Annotated in this window: 17 protein-coding genes; 2 read left to right on the top strand and 15 right to left on the bottom strand. The window is 39.6% G+C overall.

Going from position 1 to position 17,278, the window contains the following annotated elements:
• The 6 genes from hutI to G521_RS0103695 all read right to left on the bottom strand — a co-directional run bounded on the left by hutI (nt 1) and on the right by G521_RS0103695 (nt 5,656).
• Nucleotides 1-1,242 carry an imidazolonepropionase gene (gene hutI, locus G521_RS0103670; RefSeq protein ID WP_026897321.1) on the bottom strand — a complete coding sequence of 414 codons (1,242 nt, stop codon included), beginning with the start codon at nt 1,240-1,242 and terminating at the stop codon, nt 1-3.
• A 28-nt stretch (nt 1,243-1,270) separates the two neighbouring features.
• Nucleotides 1,271-2,038: an exodeoxyribonuclease III gene (locus tag G521_RS0103675; RefSeq protein ID WP_026897322.1), complete on the bottom strand. Its 768-nt coding sequence runs from the start codon at nt 2,036-2,038 to the stop codon at nt 1,271-1,273.
• Between the two features lie 52 nt (nt 2,039-2,090).
• Complete coding sequence (locus G521_RS0103680; RefSeq protein ID WP_081675013.1) at nt 2,091-3,575, bottom strand: serine hydrolase; 1,485 nt, start codon at nt 3,573-3,575, stop codon at nt 2,091-2,093.
• Nucleotides 3,576-3,626: 51 nt separating this feature from the next.
• Nucleotides 3,627-4,331, bottom strand: a complete 705-nt coding sequence (locus G521_RS0103685; protein ID WP_026897324.1) for a peptidylprolyl isomerase — start codon at nt 4,329-4,331, stop codon at nt 3,627-3,629.
• Between the two features lie 66 nt (nt 4,332-4,397).
• Nucleotides 4,398-4,736, bottom strand: a complete 339-nt coding sequence (locus G521_RS0103690) for a hypothetical protein (protein ID WP_026897325.1) — start codon at nt 4,734-4,736, stop codon at nt 4,398-4,400.
• 56 nt (nt 4,737-4,792) lie between these two features.
• Nucleotides 4,793-5,656 carry a hypothetical protein gene (locus G521_RS0103695; RefSeq protein ID WP_155975653.1) on the bottom strand — a complete coding sequence of 288 codons (864 nt, stop codon included), beginning with the start codon at nt 5,654-5,656 and terminating at the stop codon, nt 4,793-4,795.
• A gap of 86 nt (nt 5,657-5,742) precedes the next feature.
• On the opposite strand from G521_RS0103695, the gene G521_RS0103700 reads away from it, so the two are divergent.
• Nucleotides 5,743-6,765 (top strand): Gfo/Idh/MocA family oxidoreductase, encoded by a 1,023-nt coding sequence (locus G521_RS0103700; protein WP_026897327.1) that lies wholly within the window; start codon nt 5,743-5,745, stop codon nt 6,763-6,765.
• A gap of 284 nt (nt 6,766-7,049) precedes the next feature.
• Here the strand turns inward: G521_RS0103700 and hutU are convergent, their stop codons facing one another.
• Nucleotides 7,050-8,726 carry a urocanate hydratase gene (gene hutU, locus G521_RS0103710; protein WP_051189425.1) on the bottom strand — a complete coding sequence of 559 codons (1,677 nt, stop codon included), beginning with the start codon at nt 8,724-8,726 and terminating at the stop codon, nt 7,050-7,052.
• A gap of 505 nt (nt 8,727-9,231) precedes the next feature.
• Here hutU and G521_RS0103720 point away from each other — a divergent pair.
• The gene (locus tag G521_RS0103720; protein WP_036678093.1) at nt 9,232-11,544 is read left to right on the top strand and encodes a TonB-dependent receptor; all 2,313 of its coding nucleotides are present in this window, start codon (nt 9,232-9,234) and stop codon (nt 11,542-11,544) included.
• A gap of 133 nt (nt 11,545-11,677) precedes the next feature.
• Here G521_RS0103720 and G521_RS0103725 read toward each other — a convergent pair whose 3' ends face one another.
• From G521_RS0103725 to G521_RS0103760, 8 genes are all read right to left on the bottom strand, one after another.
• Complete coding sequence (locus G521_RS0103725; RefSeq protein WP_026897331.1) at nt 11,678-12,391, bottom strand: endonuclease/exonuclease/phosphatase family protein; 714 nt, start codon at nt 12,389-12,391, stop codon at nt 11,678-11,680.
• Complete coding sequence (locus G521_RS18400) at nt 12,391-12,534, bottom strand: DUF2256 domain-containing protein (RefSeq protein ID WP_081675014.1); 144 nt, start codon at nt 12,532-12,534, stop codon at nt 12,391-12,393. The genes G521_RS0103725 and G521_RS18400 overlap by 1 nt, the downstream gene beginning before the upstream one ends.
• Before the next feature lie 69 nt (nt 12,535-12,603).
• Complete coding sequence (locus tag G521_RS0103735) at nt 12,604-12,873, bottom strand: TIGR03643 family protein (protein WP_026897332.1); 270 nt, start codon at nt 12,871-12,873, stop codon at nt 12,604-12,606.
• Nucleotides 12,874-12,895: 22 nt separating this feature from the next.
• Nucleotides 12,896-14,383, bottom strand: a complete 1,488-nt coding sequence (gene hutH, locus G521_RS0103740) for a histidine ammonia-lyase (RefSeq protein WP_026897333.1) — start codon at nt 14,381-14,383, stop codon at nt 12,896-12,898.
• Between the two features lie 53 nt (nt 14,384-14,436).
• Entirely contained in the window at nt 14,437-14,994 is a 558-nt protein-coding gene (locus tag G521_RS0103745; protein ID WP_036678096.1) for a YceI family protein, read from the bottom strand.
• Nucleotides 14,991-15,878 (bottom strand): DUF5777 family beta-barrel protein, encoded by an 888-nt coding sequence (locus G521_RS0103750; RefSeq protein ID WP_036678099.1) that lies wholly within the window; start codon nt 15,876-15,878, stop codon nt 14,991-14,993. Before G521_RS0103750 ends, G521_RS0103745 begins: the two co-directional genes overlap by 4 nt.
• Nucleotides 15,868-16,308, bottom strand: a complete 441-nt coding sequence (locus tag G521_RS0103755) for a QcrA and Rieske domain-containing protein (protein WP_026897336.1) — start codon at nt 16,306-16,308, stop codon at nt 15,868-15,870. The genes G521_RS0103750 and G521_RS0103755 overlap by 11 nt, the downstream gene beginning before the upstream one ends.
• A gap of 107 nt (nt 16,309-16,415) precedes the next feature.
• Nucleotides 16,416-17,273: a phosphodiester glycosidase family protein gene (locus tag G521_RS0103760; RefSeq protein ID WP_026897337.1), complete on the bottom strand. Its 858-nt coding sequence runs from the start codon at nt 17,271-17,273 to the stop codon at nt 16,416-16,418.
• Nucleotides 17,274-17,278 lie beyond the last annotated feature (5 nt).

Genomic DNA, 17,278 nt, shown 5'->3' on the forward strand with positions numbered 1-17,278 from the left:
TTAATAGATTTTACCATTCAGGATTACCTTGTCAATTAAATTTGAACCAAAAGCATAAGGAAGGTACTCTAATGAAGGTACAGTTTTACTTATAAAAAGGTTTGCGATCTTTCCTTTTGTGATACTTCCATATTTATCTGATAATTCCATAGCTGCAGCACCATTTATGGTTGCCGCATTAATTGCCTCTGCCGGAAGCATTTTCTGCCGCATGCAAGCTAGAGAGACTACTAGATTCATATTACCCGAAGGTGTAGAACCCGGATTGTAATCTGATGCCAAAGCGACAGCAATATTTTTATTTATCAGCATCCGTGCATCTGCAAACGGAATTCCCAGGAATAAAGAACATGAAGGAAGAAGTGTGGCAATAGTTTCGGAGTTTGCAAGACTTTGCAAGGCTTTATCATCCATTACTTCCAAATGATCAACTGATAATGCCTGGTGATTTACAGCAACCTGAACAGCGCCCATGGATGATAATTGATTTGCATGGATTTTAGGTTTTAAACCATATTTCGCTCCGGCTTCCAGAATTTTTGCTGTTTCATCAACAGAGAAAAATCCTTGTTCACAGAAAGCATCTATATAATCCGCTAAACCTTCATCAGCCATAATAGGCAAAAGTCGGTCAATAAGAAGTTTTAAATATCCATTGTGATCATTCTTAAACTCTGACGGATAAGCATGGGCTCCTAAAAATGTAGCCTTTACAGGAATAGAGGAATTTTCTTTTAACCTGCGGATGACCCGAAGCATTTTCAGTTCACTTTCTATGGTTAAACCATAGCCACTTTTAATTTCAATGGCTCCGGTTCCCAGCTGCATTACTTCTGATAAGCGTTTCCAGGCACTCTCAAAAAGTTCATTTTCTGATGTATTTCCAAGCTTCCGGGCCGAATTTAAAATTCCGCCTCCTGCATTGGCAATCTCTTCATACGATTGTCCTTTAATCTTCATTACAAATTCCTCTTCCCGGCTGGCGGCAAAAACCAAATGAGTATGAGAATCGCACCAGGAAGGTATTACATACTTACCGGCGGCATTTATTTCCTGAAGTTCAGAACCAAATTCAGGCACAGAATCCATAGATCCCAAATCCCTTACAAGTCCGTTTTCAATGAGAAGCCATGAATTTTCAAGAACAGGGAGATTAGCCATTGCACTTCCGCGAAGAATGCGTAATTCAGGAGAATGAACTCCCACAAGACCTTTAATATGCGATATCAGCAGTAATGACATTCCCGAAGATAAGAATTGCAATTATTCTTTAGAATGCCAGCTCGAGTAAAACGGGACAATGATCAGAATGCCGGGCTTCGGGGAGTATTGATGCCCGTTTTAAATTATCCCGCAAACCTTCTGAAACCATATTATAATCGATACGCCATCCCAGGTTTTTACCCCTAGCTCCTGCCCTGAAACTCCACCAGGTATAATTGTGTGGTTCGGAATTAAAGTACCTGAAAGAATCAATAAATCCACTGTTAATGAATTGCTCCATCCAATCCCGTTCGGCAGGTAAAAAGCCTGATGAATTGGCATTTGATTTTGGATTATGAATATCAATGGCCCGGTGGCAAATATTGAGGTCGCCACAAATTACCAATCTGGGATATTCAAGTTTTAACCGGTCTATATATTCCTGGAAATCATCCAAAAATTTAAATTTAAATTTCTGACGCTCCTCCCCGCTGGAGCCGGAAGGAAAGTAAGTGCTCATAACCGAGCAATGTTCAAAATCTACCCGTATTACTCTACCTTCGCGATCATAATCTTCAATTCCGCATCCATATTCAACGTGTTTCGGCGTATGCTTTGTAAAAATGGCCGTACCGCTGTAGCCTTTTTTAACGGCAGGGTTCCAGTAATGCTGATAGCCCATTTGCTCGAGCAGCAAAATATCAACAAGCTGATCCGGTGTACATTTTATTTCCTGTAAACAAATCACGTCCGCATCGGTAGCTTGCAGCCACCCCAGCCAATTTTTACTGATGGCAGAGCGGATTCCGTTTACATTGTAGGTGATAACTTTCATTAATATTGTCTAGAAACTTAGCGGATAAAAAAGCGTTTGATCCATATTGACTTTAGTTTAAATCTTTCAATGCTGCTATCGCATTTTCATTTTTGGGATTTAACTGAACGGACTTCTCATAATTCTTGATTGCCAGCGCTTTATCGCCCATAGTAGCGTACGTTTCACCAAGACTATCGAATGCATTTGCACTTTGAGGATAAAGTGCAACGTTCAACTTAAATATTTCCAAAGCGTCAGCAACTCTGTTTTGCTTAAGTAGTGTATATCCCCAGTTATTTATTTCGTTTTCATTAAGCTTAAAAGTTGGAGTAGTTTTTCTAATCTTCTTTACCCGGCTGATAGCGTTTTTGTATCCTAATTTGTCGAGTTCGATCTTCAATAGTTTTACAGATGGTGAAAGTCCAAATCCGTTCGCTTCCTTCATATCCGGAATATAAAACCCGGCAAGTTCATCAACAAAAGACTCAGGCTGTGCTCCCATCAAATTGGTCAGCACAATAATAGAAAGGTTATCGTCCGGATAAACAAAAACAGCCGAACGGTTGCCACCAACAGCCGCCGCAGCAGGATGTTCTTCCCTGGCAACAATTGGCCAGCCTACAGCGTAGCCGTTCAAGAAACCGCTAAACCCACCTAATCTACCACCGATTAAACGGGCAGGCGTCCACAAAGCAGCCAGACTTTGGTCTTCTTTTAGAAGCTGTTTGTTTTGCAACGCGATTGTCCAATTTGCCAATTCTTTGGCAGTTGAGCTCATGCCAGCCGCAGTTTGTAGGGATGGCGGCAACCAGAAATACATGTTCGTGTGTTTACCTTTCGTAAACCGATATTCCCGGGCACCGTTTGCTGTCACATCTCTGGAACCACCAAAACCGGCCTTTGCCGTTGTGGTCATCCCCACCTTTTGCAACTGCTCTTTGATAATTAATTCTGTAAAGGGCATACCGCTTAGCTTATCGATAACACGGCCCAGCACTAAATAATTGGTTTGGTTGTAGCTGAATCTTTCGCCAGGCTTAAAATCGTTAGGCAGTGTTTGAACTTTCTTCCAGGATGCTTCTTCGCCTTTTTCTATCAGGTCAGTTTCCTCATCTACAATATCAGGAATTCCGGAAGTATGTGATAACAATTGCTGGATGGTCACGCTTCTCCATACCTCCGGCAAATCATCCAAATAGGTAGAAACAGGTAATGACAAGTTTAATTTACCAGCTTCAACCAATTGCATAATAGCAACTCCGGTAAAAGCTTTGGTAATGGAATTAATGACAAAAACAGTATTCTCCGTTACCGGAACTGAATCCTGAAGATTAGCTACTCCATAATTGCCCAATTTTACAATTTCACCGTTTTTAACAATGGCTATTTGCATTCCCGGAATATTTCGCTGTTGCATTTTGGTTATAAGAAATGCATCAATGTCATCCGTTTGCGAGTAACTGGAACAGGAAAGCAAAATTCCACCGGTGGCAAATACCAGTTTTCTAAACCAGTTTGTCCTGGTTGAAATTCGCCCTGCGAGATTTATGTTCATGGTGTTACAGGTTGATTTTTTAGGTAATTTATTGATTAGTTAATTTGGTGATTATAAGGTATTGTTTTTAAGGCCCAGAGATTTTTCGAGCTTTCGTGCTTCACGCTTTTTTAAAACGGTGATTTCCATTTTAATATCCTCTAAGGGACGATCACCCGGAGCCGTCTTTACGGATGCAATAGAATCCACAAGCTCAATTCCTTTTACAACTTCACCATAAACGGTATAATTCTGATCCAAATGCGGTGTACCACCGAGAGACTTATATACTTCTCTTTGTACTTCCGGAATTTGCCGACCCTGCATCCTGTTTTTTTGAATCTGGTCAAGAGTTTCGTCAGTCCATTTTTTACCCTGCACAATATAAAACTGACTTGCGCTGGATGCTTTTTCCGGATTGTTATCGCGGGCAGCAGCCAATACCCCTTTTTTATGAAATAAGTTCTCTCTAAATTCTGCGTCTACGCGATAACCTAAATCGCCCTCGCCCAAAGCCTGGCCACGCTTAGCGGTTTTAGAATCCGGGTCGCCGCCCTGAATCATAAATTCTTTAATTACGCGATGAAAAAGAGTTCCGTTATAAAACCCTTCTTTGGCCAGCTTCAAAAAATTATCGCGATGAAGCGGGGTTTGATTGTAGAGCATAATAATACATTCTCCCTTATTGGTTTGGACACGTACATACTGATGCGCAGGCTTTGCGGCAAATGCGCCGATGGAAATAAATAACAGGAATAAGGTTATGATTCTTTTCATGAAACAAAATTGATTTAGTTCGAAAATATACTATTTTTTCTCAGACAAGGAGAAATGAGAGAAGAATTACAAATTATCAAAATAGGTAACCATTAAGGATTTCATGACCATTTCCTGTTCAAGCATGGTATAGGCGGGAATGGGTTTTATTAATTTCCAGTGCGGCCAGCCATCCTGATCAAGTCCTTCCAGCTCGTAAAAACCCAGTTCACTGAATAAGCGGCAATTGGCAATATGCATCAGCTCTTCTTTCTGGCGCTTGCTGAATTTCCTTGGCCCCTGGCCCAGTTCCTGAACCCCGATAAGAAAAAGCATTACTTTTAAATCAGGTGCTTCGTTATCAAAATCTTTTGCAATTCTTTGCTGCAATTCTTTCCATTTCTGATTTATTTCTGCTGGAGTCATGGCGCAAATGTAAAAAAAGCAATGCTGGGAATTTTACAAGATTTTAAATGGCCAATTTACTCTGCAGCTTGTGGAAGACTCCATAATTGCTGCTTTACATTCCATGTATTTTCATTCGTTATAAAAACCTGGCCCTGAGGGCCAAAACAAACTGCCTCTACCTGACTGGTTTCATTCACCTTGCCCAGGCTAAACGAATCAACAGAATCAGCAAAAAATAACTGGTCAGAAAAGCCACGAATTTCCCAGAACAATCTGTCGCCCATTCCTAAATATCCAACCATGACCAATCGCTCGTTTAAAGAATCTATTGCTGCCCCGGTAACCTGGCCATTACTTTTAAATTTTTCGATATAAAGAGCTGTTTTCTTGCCCGGTTCTGGCGAAATTGTAAAATGATGAGTTTCAAAAAAGTCTTTTGTAAAAATATGCAATAACCCATTGTACGCTATTAATGCTTCGGCATTGAATTTAACATTCTTGCCATCCATTTCAGGATATTCAAAACGAATGATATCGCAATTTACTGAGCCGCCAGTTTTTGCTTTAGCTATCTCCGCTTTCTTGATGCGATATATTTGTTTTTCCGTTCGTTTAAACTCGTTATCACCTATATCCGCAATGTAAATATAGTTTTGATCTTGTGTCAGCTCTTCCCAGTCTACGTTTTCAGAATTGCTAACCTTGATTTCTGCAATTACAGAGCCATCCTGCGGATCAAGGCGATAAAGCATATTTGAATTTCCACTGTCATTAATGGTCCAGAAAGAATCATTGAAATAAATAAGTCCTGAAGTTTCTATCACTTTATTATCCAGTGTAGTTACTGACTTTGCTTTTATAAAGGGTAAATCGCCTAATGAATTAGTATAAAACCAATTGACACTGCTAAAAAGAAATAGAATTATTGAAAAAAGCATTTGCATTATGGATGTTTCTATAGGAAACGGCAAATATAATCTTTGGGTATTTTTATTATAAGATTTAATAGAATCTATATTTGATTATGCAAAAAGAAATTACAACCGGACTGATGGCTTATGGAATGTCTGGCAAAGTATTCCACGCTCCTTTTCTGGATCAGCATCCGGGGTTTAAATTTTCAGGTGTTTTAGAACGCAATAAAAAATCAGCGCAGAAAGATTATCCCTATATCCGCAGTTTTGATCATTCAGAAGATTTATTGACTAACAGTGATATCGAATTAATCGTTGTAAACACTCCAAATAACACCCATTTTGAATTTGCAAAACAAGCCTTGCTGGCAGGCAAGCATGTTTTGATTGAAAAGCCGGCCGCTACTTCGATTATTGAAGTGAAAGAATTGTTTGATTTGGGAAGAAGTGTAGGCAAAAAGGTAATGATCTACCAAAACAGGCGCTGGTCGAGCGATTTTTTAGCTACCAAAGAAGTTCTGGAAAGCGGAAAATTAGGCCAAATCATTGAAATTCATCTACGCTTCGACCGCTTCCGTAATTTTATCGGACCAAAAGCATTTAAGGAAAATCCGGTTCCCGGAAGCGGAATTTTATACGATCTGGGCGCTCACCTTTTGGATCAGGCAATCAGCCTGTACGGCAAACCTCTTTCGGCACGTAAAACCTTGGGCAAATATCGTCCGGGTTCTCAAGTTGACGACTACGCTCATTTGCATTTAAAATATCCCAACCAGCTGAATGTTTTTATCACTCTGAGTATGCTGGTCGCCGATCCGCAACCCGGAATAATGATCCACGGAACGAAAGGCTCTTTTATTAAATCTTTTTGCGATACGCAGGAAGATCAGCTGATTTCAGGAATGAAACCCGGCGATGCAGGCTTTGGCGAAGAACTGCCAGGCAAAGAAGGTCATTTAACCATCGTAAATGAGAATGGTGAAAAAGAACACGTGCTGGTACCTTCCACTCGGGGCCGGTACATGGATCTTTTTGAGGATGTTTTCCAATGCATCCGGAATGATAAAGATTTCCCGGTGAAGGAAGAAGATATTCTGGCACAATTGGAAATTCTTGAGCAGAAAGCAGACTAAACTACTTCTTCAGGAATTTAGCTTTAGATATTTTTCCTATTCTATTGACTGAAAAATCAATAAAATAACCTCAGGTTATCGCAGCAAAAAGTTGGTATATTTAAAAGATATCAAAGGTTTTCTCTATGGCAATAATATACCTATCGCTCAAATAAAAGAAGAGGCAATACAAGCCAAAATAGTTGCTGATGATGCCTCCAAAAAAATCAAACAGGCGAGATCAAAGATTTATACTAAACTGAATTAATCATGATGATTGGGGATAAACAGGATGGCTAATCCTGCTATTTTAACCTTTCTTTAAGATCTAATTTATACTTTCTTGCTGTATCTAGTGCAATATCATATCCTGCATCCGCATGACGGATTACACCCATTGCCGGATCATTATGTAAAACCCGTTTAATCCTGCGCTCAGCATCCGCCGTTCCGTCGGCTACGATAACCATCCCGGCATGAATAGAATAACCAATTCCTACGCCGCCGCCATGATGCAGCGAAACCCAGCTTGCACCACCGGCAGTATTAATCATGGCATTCAGAACCGGCCAGTCGGCAACAGCATCCGAGCCATCTTTCATAGCTTCGGTTTCGCGGTTCGGGGAAGCTACTGAACCCGTGTCTAAATGGTCGCGACCGATCACAATCGGAGCTTTAACTTTACCCTCTGCTACCAGTTTATTAAAAGCAAGCCCGGCAATTTCGCGTTCACCCAGGCCCAGCCAGCAAATACGGGCAGGCAACCCCTGAAAAGCAATGCGTTCCTGCGCCATTTTTATCCAGCGTTTTAATCCTTCGTTTTCCGGAAATAATTCCAGAATCAGTTTATCGGTTTCGTAAATGTCCTGCGGATCGCCACTTAATGCCGCCCAGCGGAAAGGACCTTTTCCTTCACAAAACAACGGACGGATGTAAGCCGGTACAAATCCGGGGAAATCAAACGCATTTTTTACACCGGCTTCTAAAGCACGGCCCCGGATATTGTTTCCGTAATCAAAAGTAATGGCTCCACGCTTCTGCAGCTCCAGCATCTGCCGAACATGCTTGGCCATGGTGTTATAAGACCGTTTTACATATTCTTCGGGATTTTGCTCACGCAACAGTTTTGCCTGCTCCACACTTAAACCTTCCGGAAAATAACCGATCAGCGGGTCGTGTGCCGATGTCTGATCCGTTAAAGTATCCGGAATTATATTCCTGTCAATCAATCGCTGCAGCAGTTCAACTGCGTTACAAACCACTCCGATGGATAATGCCTTCCCTGCTTTTTTATATTCCAGGGCACGGTCAATAGCGGCATCAATATCCAGTTCAATTTCATCAATGTAACGGGTCTCAAGTCTTTTGTGAATGCGCCACTCTTCTACTTCCGCCGCAAGGCAAACTCCTTCGTTCATGGTAATGGCGAGCGGTTGAGCGCCGCCCATACCGCCCAATCCCGCCGTTACAGAAAGTGTTCCTTTTAAAGAACCGCCAAAATGCTGACGGGCTAGTTCGCCGAATGTTTCATATGTTCCCTGCACAATTCCCTGCGAACCGATATAGATCCAGGATCCGGCAGTCATTTGCCCGTACATCATCAGTCCCTTATCTTCCAGATCATCAAAATGCTGCTGAGTTGCCCATTTGGGAACCAGCTGCGAGTTTGAAATCAAAACTCTTGGAGCATCTTTATGGGTTGGCAAAATCCCAACAGGTTTACCAGATTGAATGAGCAATGTTTCATCGTCTTCCAGATCCTTTAATGCTTTAATAATTAATTCAAGAGATTCAATATTTCGGGCGGCTTTACCGCGACCACCATATACAATCAGCTCTTCAGGTCGTTCAGCAACATCCGGATCGAGATTATTAAGCAGCATGCGCAAAGCTGCTTCCTGAATCCATCCTTTACAATTTAATTCAGTTCCGGTAGGTGTATTTTTTTTGCTAAGATCTATAGAGGATTGTAGGGTGGTCATGATCGGTATTGGTTTTGTTACGATATCAAAATTAATCAATTTACTAAATCAGTTCTCTTTGTATATATTTGCGTTCTCAGGAAATGAAGGGTATTAAAAAAACCATAGGCAAAAGTATAACTATTTTACTGTTACTGTGCTTCTCAGTTACAGTACTGCCGCTTGATGCATTTCATAGCCATTCCGAAGCAAGGATAAGTTGCAGTGATTCAAAATCCGGGCAAACTTGTCAGCATAAGCAGCATATAAGTACTAAAAGTGTTTTTTGCTGGGTATGTTCTGTTCACTACGACAAATCATTTACCGGTCCGACTATACTGGACAAAATAGCTCTTTCACCCGTTTTTTCTTTCTTCTCTGAAAGTGATTTTACAGGTTACTTTATTGAGCAGCTGTTCACTGTTTTAAGGGGTCCTCCTTTACAATAATTTTCATTCTATTCTTTTAATGCTTTGCCAAATGGCGAAAGCATATCTCTTTTTTTGATTATCCAAATCTATCTATAATGAATTTGAAAGTTATTTTAATAGCCCTTTTAATCCTATTATCCAGAAATCTATTTGCCGAGACATTGTTAATTACAGGAAAAGTAATTGATGCTCAAACTAAAGAACCATTACCCGGAGCAACAGTGACATTCCCCGACCTCCGTTTAATTGCCATTACAGATGAAAATGGGGAATTTACTTTTCGGAATATTCCTGAAAGAGGAACTTTCATCATCGAAGTAAAATACCTTGGTTATAAAACCATTACGCAAATGGTGGATTTATCCCTGAGTACTTCGCTTAATTTTTCATTGCAAACCAGTACCATTGAAGCCAGAGAGGTAGTGATTACAGGCTCAGCTTTCAGCAGCGATAACCGTAAAAACAGTACGGCTGTGGCTGCCATCGGCAAAGATCAGCTCATCAACCGTCCTTCCGGAAACCTGATTGATGCAATTGCAAAAGTACCCGGAGTGTCACAAATCACTACTGGCGGCGGAATTTCTAAGCCCGTAATCAGAGGCTTAAGCTCTAACCGGGTAGTTACTTTGGTAGACGGCGCCAAACAGGAAGGTCAGCAATGGGGCGATGAACATGGCATTGAAGTGGATCAGTTTAATGCAGACCGTGTGGAGATACTTCGAGGTGCGGCCAGCTTACTTTATGGTTCTGATGCGCTGGGCGGGGTAATAAACATCCTTGATCCCCTGCCGCCGGCAGACGGGCAGATTCGTGGTGAAATTCTGAGTAACTACTCCGGAAACAACGGCCTGACCGGAAATTCAGCTATGCTGCAAGGCAATAGCAACGGCTTTATATGGCAGGGTCGCGGTTCTTATAAAAATGCGTACAGTTACAATGCGCCGGGTGGCCGCATTGCTAATACAGGATACAATGAAACCAGCCTTAGCGGGATGCTTGGATTAAACAAGCGATGGGGCTTCGCCCATTTAAATTTATCCAGCTTTCGCAATAACATTGGATTACCTGATTTTGAAAGAAATAGCTCCGGGCAGTTTGAGGATGAGGATGGAAATTTATTAACTGATTCTGATCTTAAAAATCGCAACCCATATTTGCCTTTTCAGGATATCCGTCATTACAAAATTGCAGTCAACAGCAATATTATTTTAGGAAATAACAGGCTGAGAAGCACATTGGCCTATCAAAATAACCAGCGCAGGGAATTTGAAGATAACACTACAGATCCCGGACTTTATTTCAATCTGCAAACTTCTTCATACGATCTGAAATATACAATTGCCGAAACTGCGGGTTGGGAACCTGTTCTGGGAGCTTCCGGTTCATTCCAAACAAATGAGAATAAAGCTGAGGAATTACTTATCCCGGATTACAATTCCTCAGAATTTGGTTTTTTTGTTTACGCCAAGAAATCATGGCTAAACACAACCTTCAATTTAGGAGCACGTTACGATACCAAAACAATTTCGGGAATAAGTATGCAAGAAGACGGAATAAGTAAGTTTACTGATTTTAAAAATAGCTTCTCAAACCTGAGCGGAGCTGCCGGTTTTACCCAGGAATTTAACGATTTCTTTAGTTTTAAAGCCAATGCAGGAAGCGCTTTCCGTTCTCCCAACATTGCCGAACTGAGTTCAGATGGTGTTCACGAAGGGACGTTCAGATATGAAATAGGCAATACTAATTTAAAACCTGAAAAAAGCTATTATGCTGATCTTGCTATCGAGTTTAATAATGATAAGATCCACGCCAGCCTGGGTTTATATAATAATTACATAGATAACTATATCTATAATCGTCAAACCAACAACGAAACTATTCTAGCTCAGGATGAAACATTTCCGGTTTACAGGTATGTTCAGGATAATGCCAATTTGTACGGAACAGAGATCGGGCTTGACTTTCATCCCATAGATTTAATTCATCTGGAAAACAGTTTTTCATATACACATGCCAGCAACAGAGAAACCGGCAGAGCTTTGCCATTTATTCCTGCTGCAGTGTTAAGAAATGAGTTGAGACTGGAACCGGTAATTAATGGCCGGGCTAAAAACAGCTATTTTTCTGTTAGTCTTCAAAATGTATTTAAACAAAACCGAATTGATTTTTTTGAAACCGCCAGTAAAGGGTATACACTTGTCAATGCTGCAATGGGAACTACCTTTATGCTTAATAAGCAGCCATTACGAATGAATGTATCGGTAAACAACCTGTTTAATAAGGCTTATTATGACCATTTAAGCAGATTTAAACCGGGTCGTTTAGATGAAAGCAACCCTTCTCAGGGCTATTACAATCAGGGAAGAAATATTTCTGTAGGATTGTATCTTCCGTTTGTATTGAGATAATGTCATCCTGAACGGAAGCAAAGGATCTGCAATTGTCAAATCACAGACAAGAGCAGATCCTTTTTTCTCTTAGTGGGATATAATTAATTTGGTTTCATGGATGCCTATTGCATTGTAATCTTATCTTTTAAATTCACATGTCAAATGTCACTAAAAGCGGATTATGGTCACTGCAGTGTGTCCAGTCGTTGTAAAGTCCAACTTCTACGCTAGTTAATTTTTCAATAAAATCTGCCGAGGCAAAACAATAATCTATATGGTAAGACTTGTCTTGATGCCGATACATATGTAAGGTGGGGTGTTCCTCTTTTCCTTGTTGATGTCCGTAAAACTTATGATAGGTGCTGAAAATTCTTTTAGATTCTAATTTTTCAACAACTGTTGAGTGGTTTCCTTCTAGGTATTTTTTGTCCCAAATAGTATTGCTATTGAAGTCACCGATTAATATTGTTCTATTGTCTAACAAGAAGCTATCGTAGAAATGAATTGCCTTCCAGACTTGGGTTATGTAGTGCCCATCTTTGTCTAGCGGATTGTTAGCCCAAATAGCAAATAATGTAAAATCTACATTTCCGCCAGTAACTGATAATGGGATTATGTTATTAAAGTTGGGATTATGGATTTCTAGCAATTTAAATCTGTACTTACTATAAGAGAAAACTCCAAGTCCTTTGTTATGATTTGTACCGTACCAAAAAATGTCGGTTGGTAGAATTGTTTCCTCTTTAAATTTCAACTTGTCGGGATGTTCGCACTCAGGAACGATTAGAATGTCCGGCTGATATTTGAGAATAAAATCCGCTTTTTTGCGGAAAGCCATATTGCAGTTCCAGGTAATAATCTTCATCAATTATGTTTGTTCATCCTGCATTTATCACTGCAATATTTTACTTCAACCCAAACCTTCTCCCATTTTTTACGCCAGGTAAATGGCCTTTCACAAACTATACATATTTTATGCGGCAGGTTTTGTTTCTGTACTTTTTTCATTCAGTCAATAATTTAATAAACTGCATAGCCAAAAATCTTTATTGTACTGAAAGATTAATTTCAAAAAATCTATCGTTTACTTATCTTATTCATTGTAATCGTTTTTTGAAGACTGCATTTAAACCTGGATATCGAAGAATTTCTTTTTTGTGCATGCTTTTGGCTGATGCCGCTATTCACTCTTTTTCTCCACAAGTTAAAACTGCTCCGCTTCAACTCTTTTCGCATGAGTGTAATTACGTTTGCCTCTGAAAAACCAAATTGTGCTTGAATTGCTTCAAATGGGGTTCTGTCTTCCCAAGCCATTTCAATAATCCTGTCAATATCTTTTTCTTCCATAAATTTGATTTGACTTTATTCCCTAAATCGAAAAGGATTTTATAAAATTTACTGACTCCCGCATATCTGTTGCAAGCAACCGGTCATTTTCATGTACAGGCACTCGTTTTCTATATTCGGAAATTATTTTTTCAAGAATATCAGAGGTTTTCGAAGGTCTTCTGAATTCTAAAGCCTGAGCCGCAGTCATTAATTCAATGGCTAAAATCCGCTCTGTATTATTAAGAACACGTAAACATTTTGTAGCTGCATTGGCGCCCATACTCACGTGATCTTCCTGACCATTGCTGGACACAATAGAGTCGACCGAGGCGGGTGTTGATAATTGCTTGTTTTCACTTGCGATGGATGCCGCCGTGTACTGCGGAATCATCAGGCCCGAATTTAAACCGGCATTTTTTACCAGGAAATTAGGTAAACCCCGTTGACCGGAAATGAGCTGGAATGTTCTGCGTTCTGAAATAGAGCCTAACTCTGCTAATGCGATGCAAAGAAAATCAAATGCAAAAGCCAGCGGCTGACCGTGAAAATTTCCGGCTGAGATAATTTCATCCTCTTCAGGAAATATATTGGGATTATCAGTAACTGAATTCACCTCGATATCAAAAACCGAACTGGCATATTCAATGGTATCCTTACTGGCTCCGTGAACCTGCGGCATACATCTGAAAGAATATGGATCCTGTACCTGCTTAAATCCTTTCTTCTGAAGATCACTGCCTGATAATAAATTAAAAATACGTTCTGCAGTTTTCAATTGTCCTTTATGTGGCCGGATTTGATGACTTAAAGATTTGAAAGGATCAATCCGACAATCGAAGACATCTGCCGATAAAGCGCCAATAACATCCGCCCAATCTGAAAGTACTTTACTTCTTAACAAGATATGAATACCGTAAGCAGCCATAAACTGAGTACCATTGATCAGGGCAAGTCCTTCTTTAGAATGCAATTCTATGGGCTGCAGACTGGCACTTTTTAACCAGTCTTTTGCAGTATGTATTTCGCCGTTTAACCAAACTTCTCCTTCTCCAATTAAAGGCAAAGCCAAATGTGCCAAAGGAGCCAGATCTCCGGATGCACCCAATGATCCCTGCGTAAAAATTACCGGCAATACATTTTCATTATACATCAGCATAAGGCGTTCAACTGTAGAAAGACTAATTCCGGAATTGCCATATGCTAAAGACTGTATTTTCAGCAAAAGCATGATTTTAATAATTTCAAGCGGAACTTTTTCACCGGTTCCGCAAGCATGCGATAATAATAAATTATGCTGCAGCTGAATCAGTTTATCTTCCGGAATAGCTACATTCTGAAGAAAACCAAAACCCGTATTGATACCATAAATAGCACATTTAGTATCTTTTAACTTATTATCCAGAAACTCTCTGCATTTTAGAATAGCATTTTTTGCATGTTCACTCAAGCTCAGGTTAGTTTGTTCAGCTTGAATCTGGTTAAGAAGTGATAAAGAAAGATGTTGAGATCCTATTTTATAATAATTCATTTATGGTTTTTTAATAATCCAAAAATGAAAAAAAGGAGGAATAAAAATTGTTTTTATTTTTCGTAAGGTGAATAACTGAAAGAGGTACTCACTGCAATGGTTTCAGCAATTTTATTAAAAACCAGCTTGGGTACTTTTATTTTATGATCAGTCAGCAATACATTAAAGGTGGTAGTCAACTGCGTGGAGTTTTCCAGGATAGTTAACTTTCCATTAAGGGTTCGTTTTCGGCTAACGCCGTGAATATTTAAAATGCCGCTTGCGCTGACATCATATGTACCTGGTTTTTGAAAATCTATAAGTTCATTTATAAGTCCTTTAAAAGTAGCATACGGAAATTTTTCACTTTCCATGTAGTTTTCATTAAAATGTTGCTGCATTAATTTGTTACGGAATTGAAACTGCCGAATAGGAACTCTGACCACAATTTCGCGGTTGCTGATATTAAGCATTGAAATAACCCGATTGTTTTTTGCCTCAATATCTTCCAGCGGAGCTTTAGAAAAAAAAACGATTTCCCCCGAACTAGTAGATAAAATTGATTTTTGAGCAAATAAGCTGAATTGACTGCAGGACAGAAAAAAAACTAGTAAAACAATCTTTATTTTCATTTCTTTACCCTCCTATTAAAACTGAACGTCCTGGAAATATTAAACCCAAAATGGATATCTCCCTGACCCCACTCACCAATAGTTTCAGTAATAAATTGCCTTTCGACCATTCCGTAGGAATTTGTAAACAATAACTGAAAAACATGCCCTCCTGTTTCTATATCGCAGCTAAATGACAAATTATTGTTGTAAGAATCATCTATTTGATTTGCAAACACATAATTATATTCTCCATTAACAGAAAACCGCTTCGTTAATTTAACCCTCCCCCCAATTCCGCTGGCATAAACCGATTTAGAATCCGAAGCTATGTCTGGCCGTGAGCGATGAATAATTGTGGGCGATAATTGTAAAGACAGCGCTTCTCCAAATTTGCGTGCCAGCAAAATCTGGGCGGTATAACTGCTTCGCTCATTCGATGAAAGTTCGGGCACTGATTTTACCGTTCGTAAAGAATATCCGGTGAAAGCGGTTATAGATAAAGGAATGTTTTTTTTACCTGTGCTTTGCCTGAGGAGTCGGTATTTTCCAAAAAAATCATAATTCTTTTCATAAGAACTTCTGCCGATACCGATCATAATATCTTCTGTAAGTCCATATTCCAGAGCAAGCCGGTTAGTTGCTGCATCCAAACCAAAGAAATCATCAAACCCCCGGTTAAGCCTGTCAAATCGGTGAGAGATGATAAAATCCAGATTATTCCGACCGGTAGTTTCAACCGAATGCCCGTTTATAATTCTGGTAGCCTTGAAGGTGGAATTGCTGACCTGCGTTTCATTAGAATCTATTGCCAATGCCATCAGATCATCCTGGGCAACAGAAGTCAAAGGAATGAGTAGAAACAAAATTGCAGTCAGTTTAGCGAATGGCAGATTACGATTCATAGACCCTTAATGTATTGCCGGTTAATGTAGTATTAAATTTAGCCAGATTCTGAATAGCAGGTCCTTTTAATTTTACGCCATTTGCATCAAACACTGATCCGTGAGCTGCATCCTGCAATGAACAGGGAAAAGTATTGGAACTTGCCTGATAGGTTACCGGATTTTGCTGATGCGTACAAGCAGCGGCTAATGCAATATAATTTAATCCGTTTTTAGCAATGATAACACCGTTTTGAATGGTCCAGCCCTTGCTGTTAATATCCGAATTGGATGATACATCCAGTGTGAAATCGACTTTATTATCGGGTGTGGGGTTGGGACTTGGTGATGGAGAAGGACCGTCACTTTTTCCGCAAGCTCCCAAACATGAAGATATAATTACTGTACCTGCTCCCAAACCAATGAGGGATAAAAAATTTTTTCGCTTCATACTATTAATTTTAAATCGATTTGTATGAAGTACGGCCTTAATTGCAAAATGGTTTATTCAATAATTTTTTTTGGTTAAATATTTTCGTTTATGAAGATATCCAGGTCTTATTTTTTTCTCAAAAGGATGACATTTGCCACTTTTCTTTCTCCCTGGTGATCCCATTTTTTATTATCGCTGGGATAGTTAACCACTTCCGTTTTAGCTTTATCTTTTATCAATAAAGTAGTAGAACCGCCTCCGTCCAAATTAATTCCATCGCTTGCTTTGAGCCATGTTAAAAGTTTTGAAAGTTCAATAAGATTCATCCCTGCAGATTTTTCATTACGCCCGTCGACAGTTAATAGCAGAACACGTTTATTTTTAAGAACAGCGACTGCACTTCGGGGATGCCGGCTGGTATTGAAAGATATAGAATCTAATTTTTCAGGTTTTGAATCAACTATAAGCAAAGGGCCCGTAACCATCAGATCTTCTGCCTTAACTTTTTGTTCCCATCCATCCTGTCCGTTCCATTTTTCTATTGAGATTTTCCCCTCGTTAAAAGCAACCGCTGATTTCTGATGAAAAGTTCGTTTCTTAGTCTCCGAAAGCCGGTTTTCATTAATAACTTTTCCGTCTGATTTTATGAAATCAACTGAACCTCCGTTTTTGATGTCAAAAAAAGTTCCGTTGATCACTGCAATTACGTCATCAGAAGCTGCAAATTCAGTTACACTTTTAAGTGATTTTTCTTCGTAAGCAAGGTCAAAAGCATGTCTGGCCCGCCTTTTTATTTCAACAATACTTACATGTTGACTTGAATTAAAAAGCGAATTATTAAACCAGTATTGCTTCAACTTAACGCCTCTTGAAACTTTGCTCACTTCCCACTTTGCTTTAACCACATTTATTGAATCGCTTTGCGCAAGTGTTATTAGGGTTGCAGATAATAAAAATAGAACAGAAAGTAAAAAACGCTTCATAGAGA

This window comes from Daejeonella oryzae DSM 19973 (genome assembly GCF_000422945.1).
GTDB lineage: Bacteria > Bacteroidota > Bacteroidia > Sphingobacteriales > Sphingobacteriaceae > Daejeonella > Daejeonella oryzae.

What these genes read in the sequence shown, in the direction of transcription:
- G521_RS0103735 (WP_026897332.1), bottom strand. Translation starts at nt 12,873, where the DNA reads ATGGAAGAAAAAGATATTGACAGGATTATTGAAATGGCTTGGGAAGAC.
- G521_RS0103720 (WP_036678093.1), top strand. Translation starts at nt 9,232, where the DNA reads ATGAATTTGAAAGTTATTTTAATAGCCCTTTTAATCCTATTATCCAGA.
- G521_RS0103745 (WP_036678096.1), bottom strand. Translation starts at nt 14,994, where the DNA reads ATGAAAATAAAGATTGTTTTACTAGTTTTTTTTCTGTCCTGCAGTCAA.
- G521_RS0103725 (WP_026897331.1), bottom strand. Translation starts at nt 12,391, where the DNA reads ATGAAGATTATTACCTGGAACTGCAATATGGCTTTCCGCAAAAAAGCG.
- hutU (WP_051189425.1), bottom strand. Translation starts at nt 8,726, where the DNA reads ATGACCACCCTACAATCCTCTATAGATCTTAGCAAAAAAAATACACCT.
- G521_RS0103700 (WP_026897327.1), top strand. Translation starts at nt 5,743, where the DNA reads ATGCAAAAAGAAATTACAACCGGACTGATGGCTTATGGAATGTCTGGC.
- G521_RS18400 (WP_081675014.1), bottom strand. Translation starts at nt 12,534, where the DNA reads ATGAAAAAAGTACAGAAACAAAACCTGCCGCATAAAATATGTATAGTT.
- G521_RS0103760 (WP_026897337.1), bottom strand. Translation starts at nt 17,273, where the DNA reads ATGAAGCGTTTTTTACTTTCTGTTCTATTTTTATTATCTGCAACCCTA.
- G521_RS0103695 (WP_155975653.1), bottom strand. Translation starts at nt 5,656, where the DNA reads ATGCTTTTTTCAATAATTCTATTTCTTTTTAGCAGTGTCAATTGGTTT.
- G521_RS0103690 (WP_026897325.1), bottom strand. Translation starts at nt 4,736, where the DNA reads ATGACTCCAGCAGAAATAAATCAGAAATGGAAAGAATTGCAGCAAAGA.
- G521_RS0103675 (WP_026897322.1), bottom strand. Translation starts at nt 2,038, where the DNA reads ATGAAAGTTATCACCTACAATGTAAACGGAATCCGCTCTGCCATCAGT.
- G521_RS0103755 (WP_026897336.1), bottom strand. Translation starts at nt 16,308, where the DNA reads ATGAAGCGAAAAAATTTTTTATCCCTCATTGGTTTGGGAGCAGGTACA.
- G521_RS0103680 (WP_081675013.1), bottom strand. Translation starts at nt 3,575, where the DNA reads ATGAACATAAATCTCGCAGGGCGAATTTCAACCAGGACAAACTGGTTT.
- G521_RS0103685 (WP_026897324.1), bottom strand. Translation starts at nt 4,331, where the DNA reads ATGAAAAGAATCATAACCTTATTCCTGTTATTTATTTCCATCGGCGCA.
- G521_RS0103750 (WP_036678099.1), bottom strand. Translation starts at nt 15,878, where the DNA reads ATGAATCGTAATCTGCCATTCGCTAAACTGACTGCAATTTTGTTTCTA.
- hutI (WP_026897321.1), bottom strand. Translation starts at nt 1,242, where the DNA reads ATGTCATTACTGCTGATATCGCATATTAAAGGTCTTGTGGGAGTTCAT.
- hutH (WP_026897333.1), bottom strand. Translation starts at nt 14,383, where the DNA reads ATGAATTATTATAAAATAGGATCTCAACATCTTTCTTTATCACTTCTT.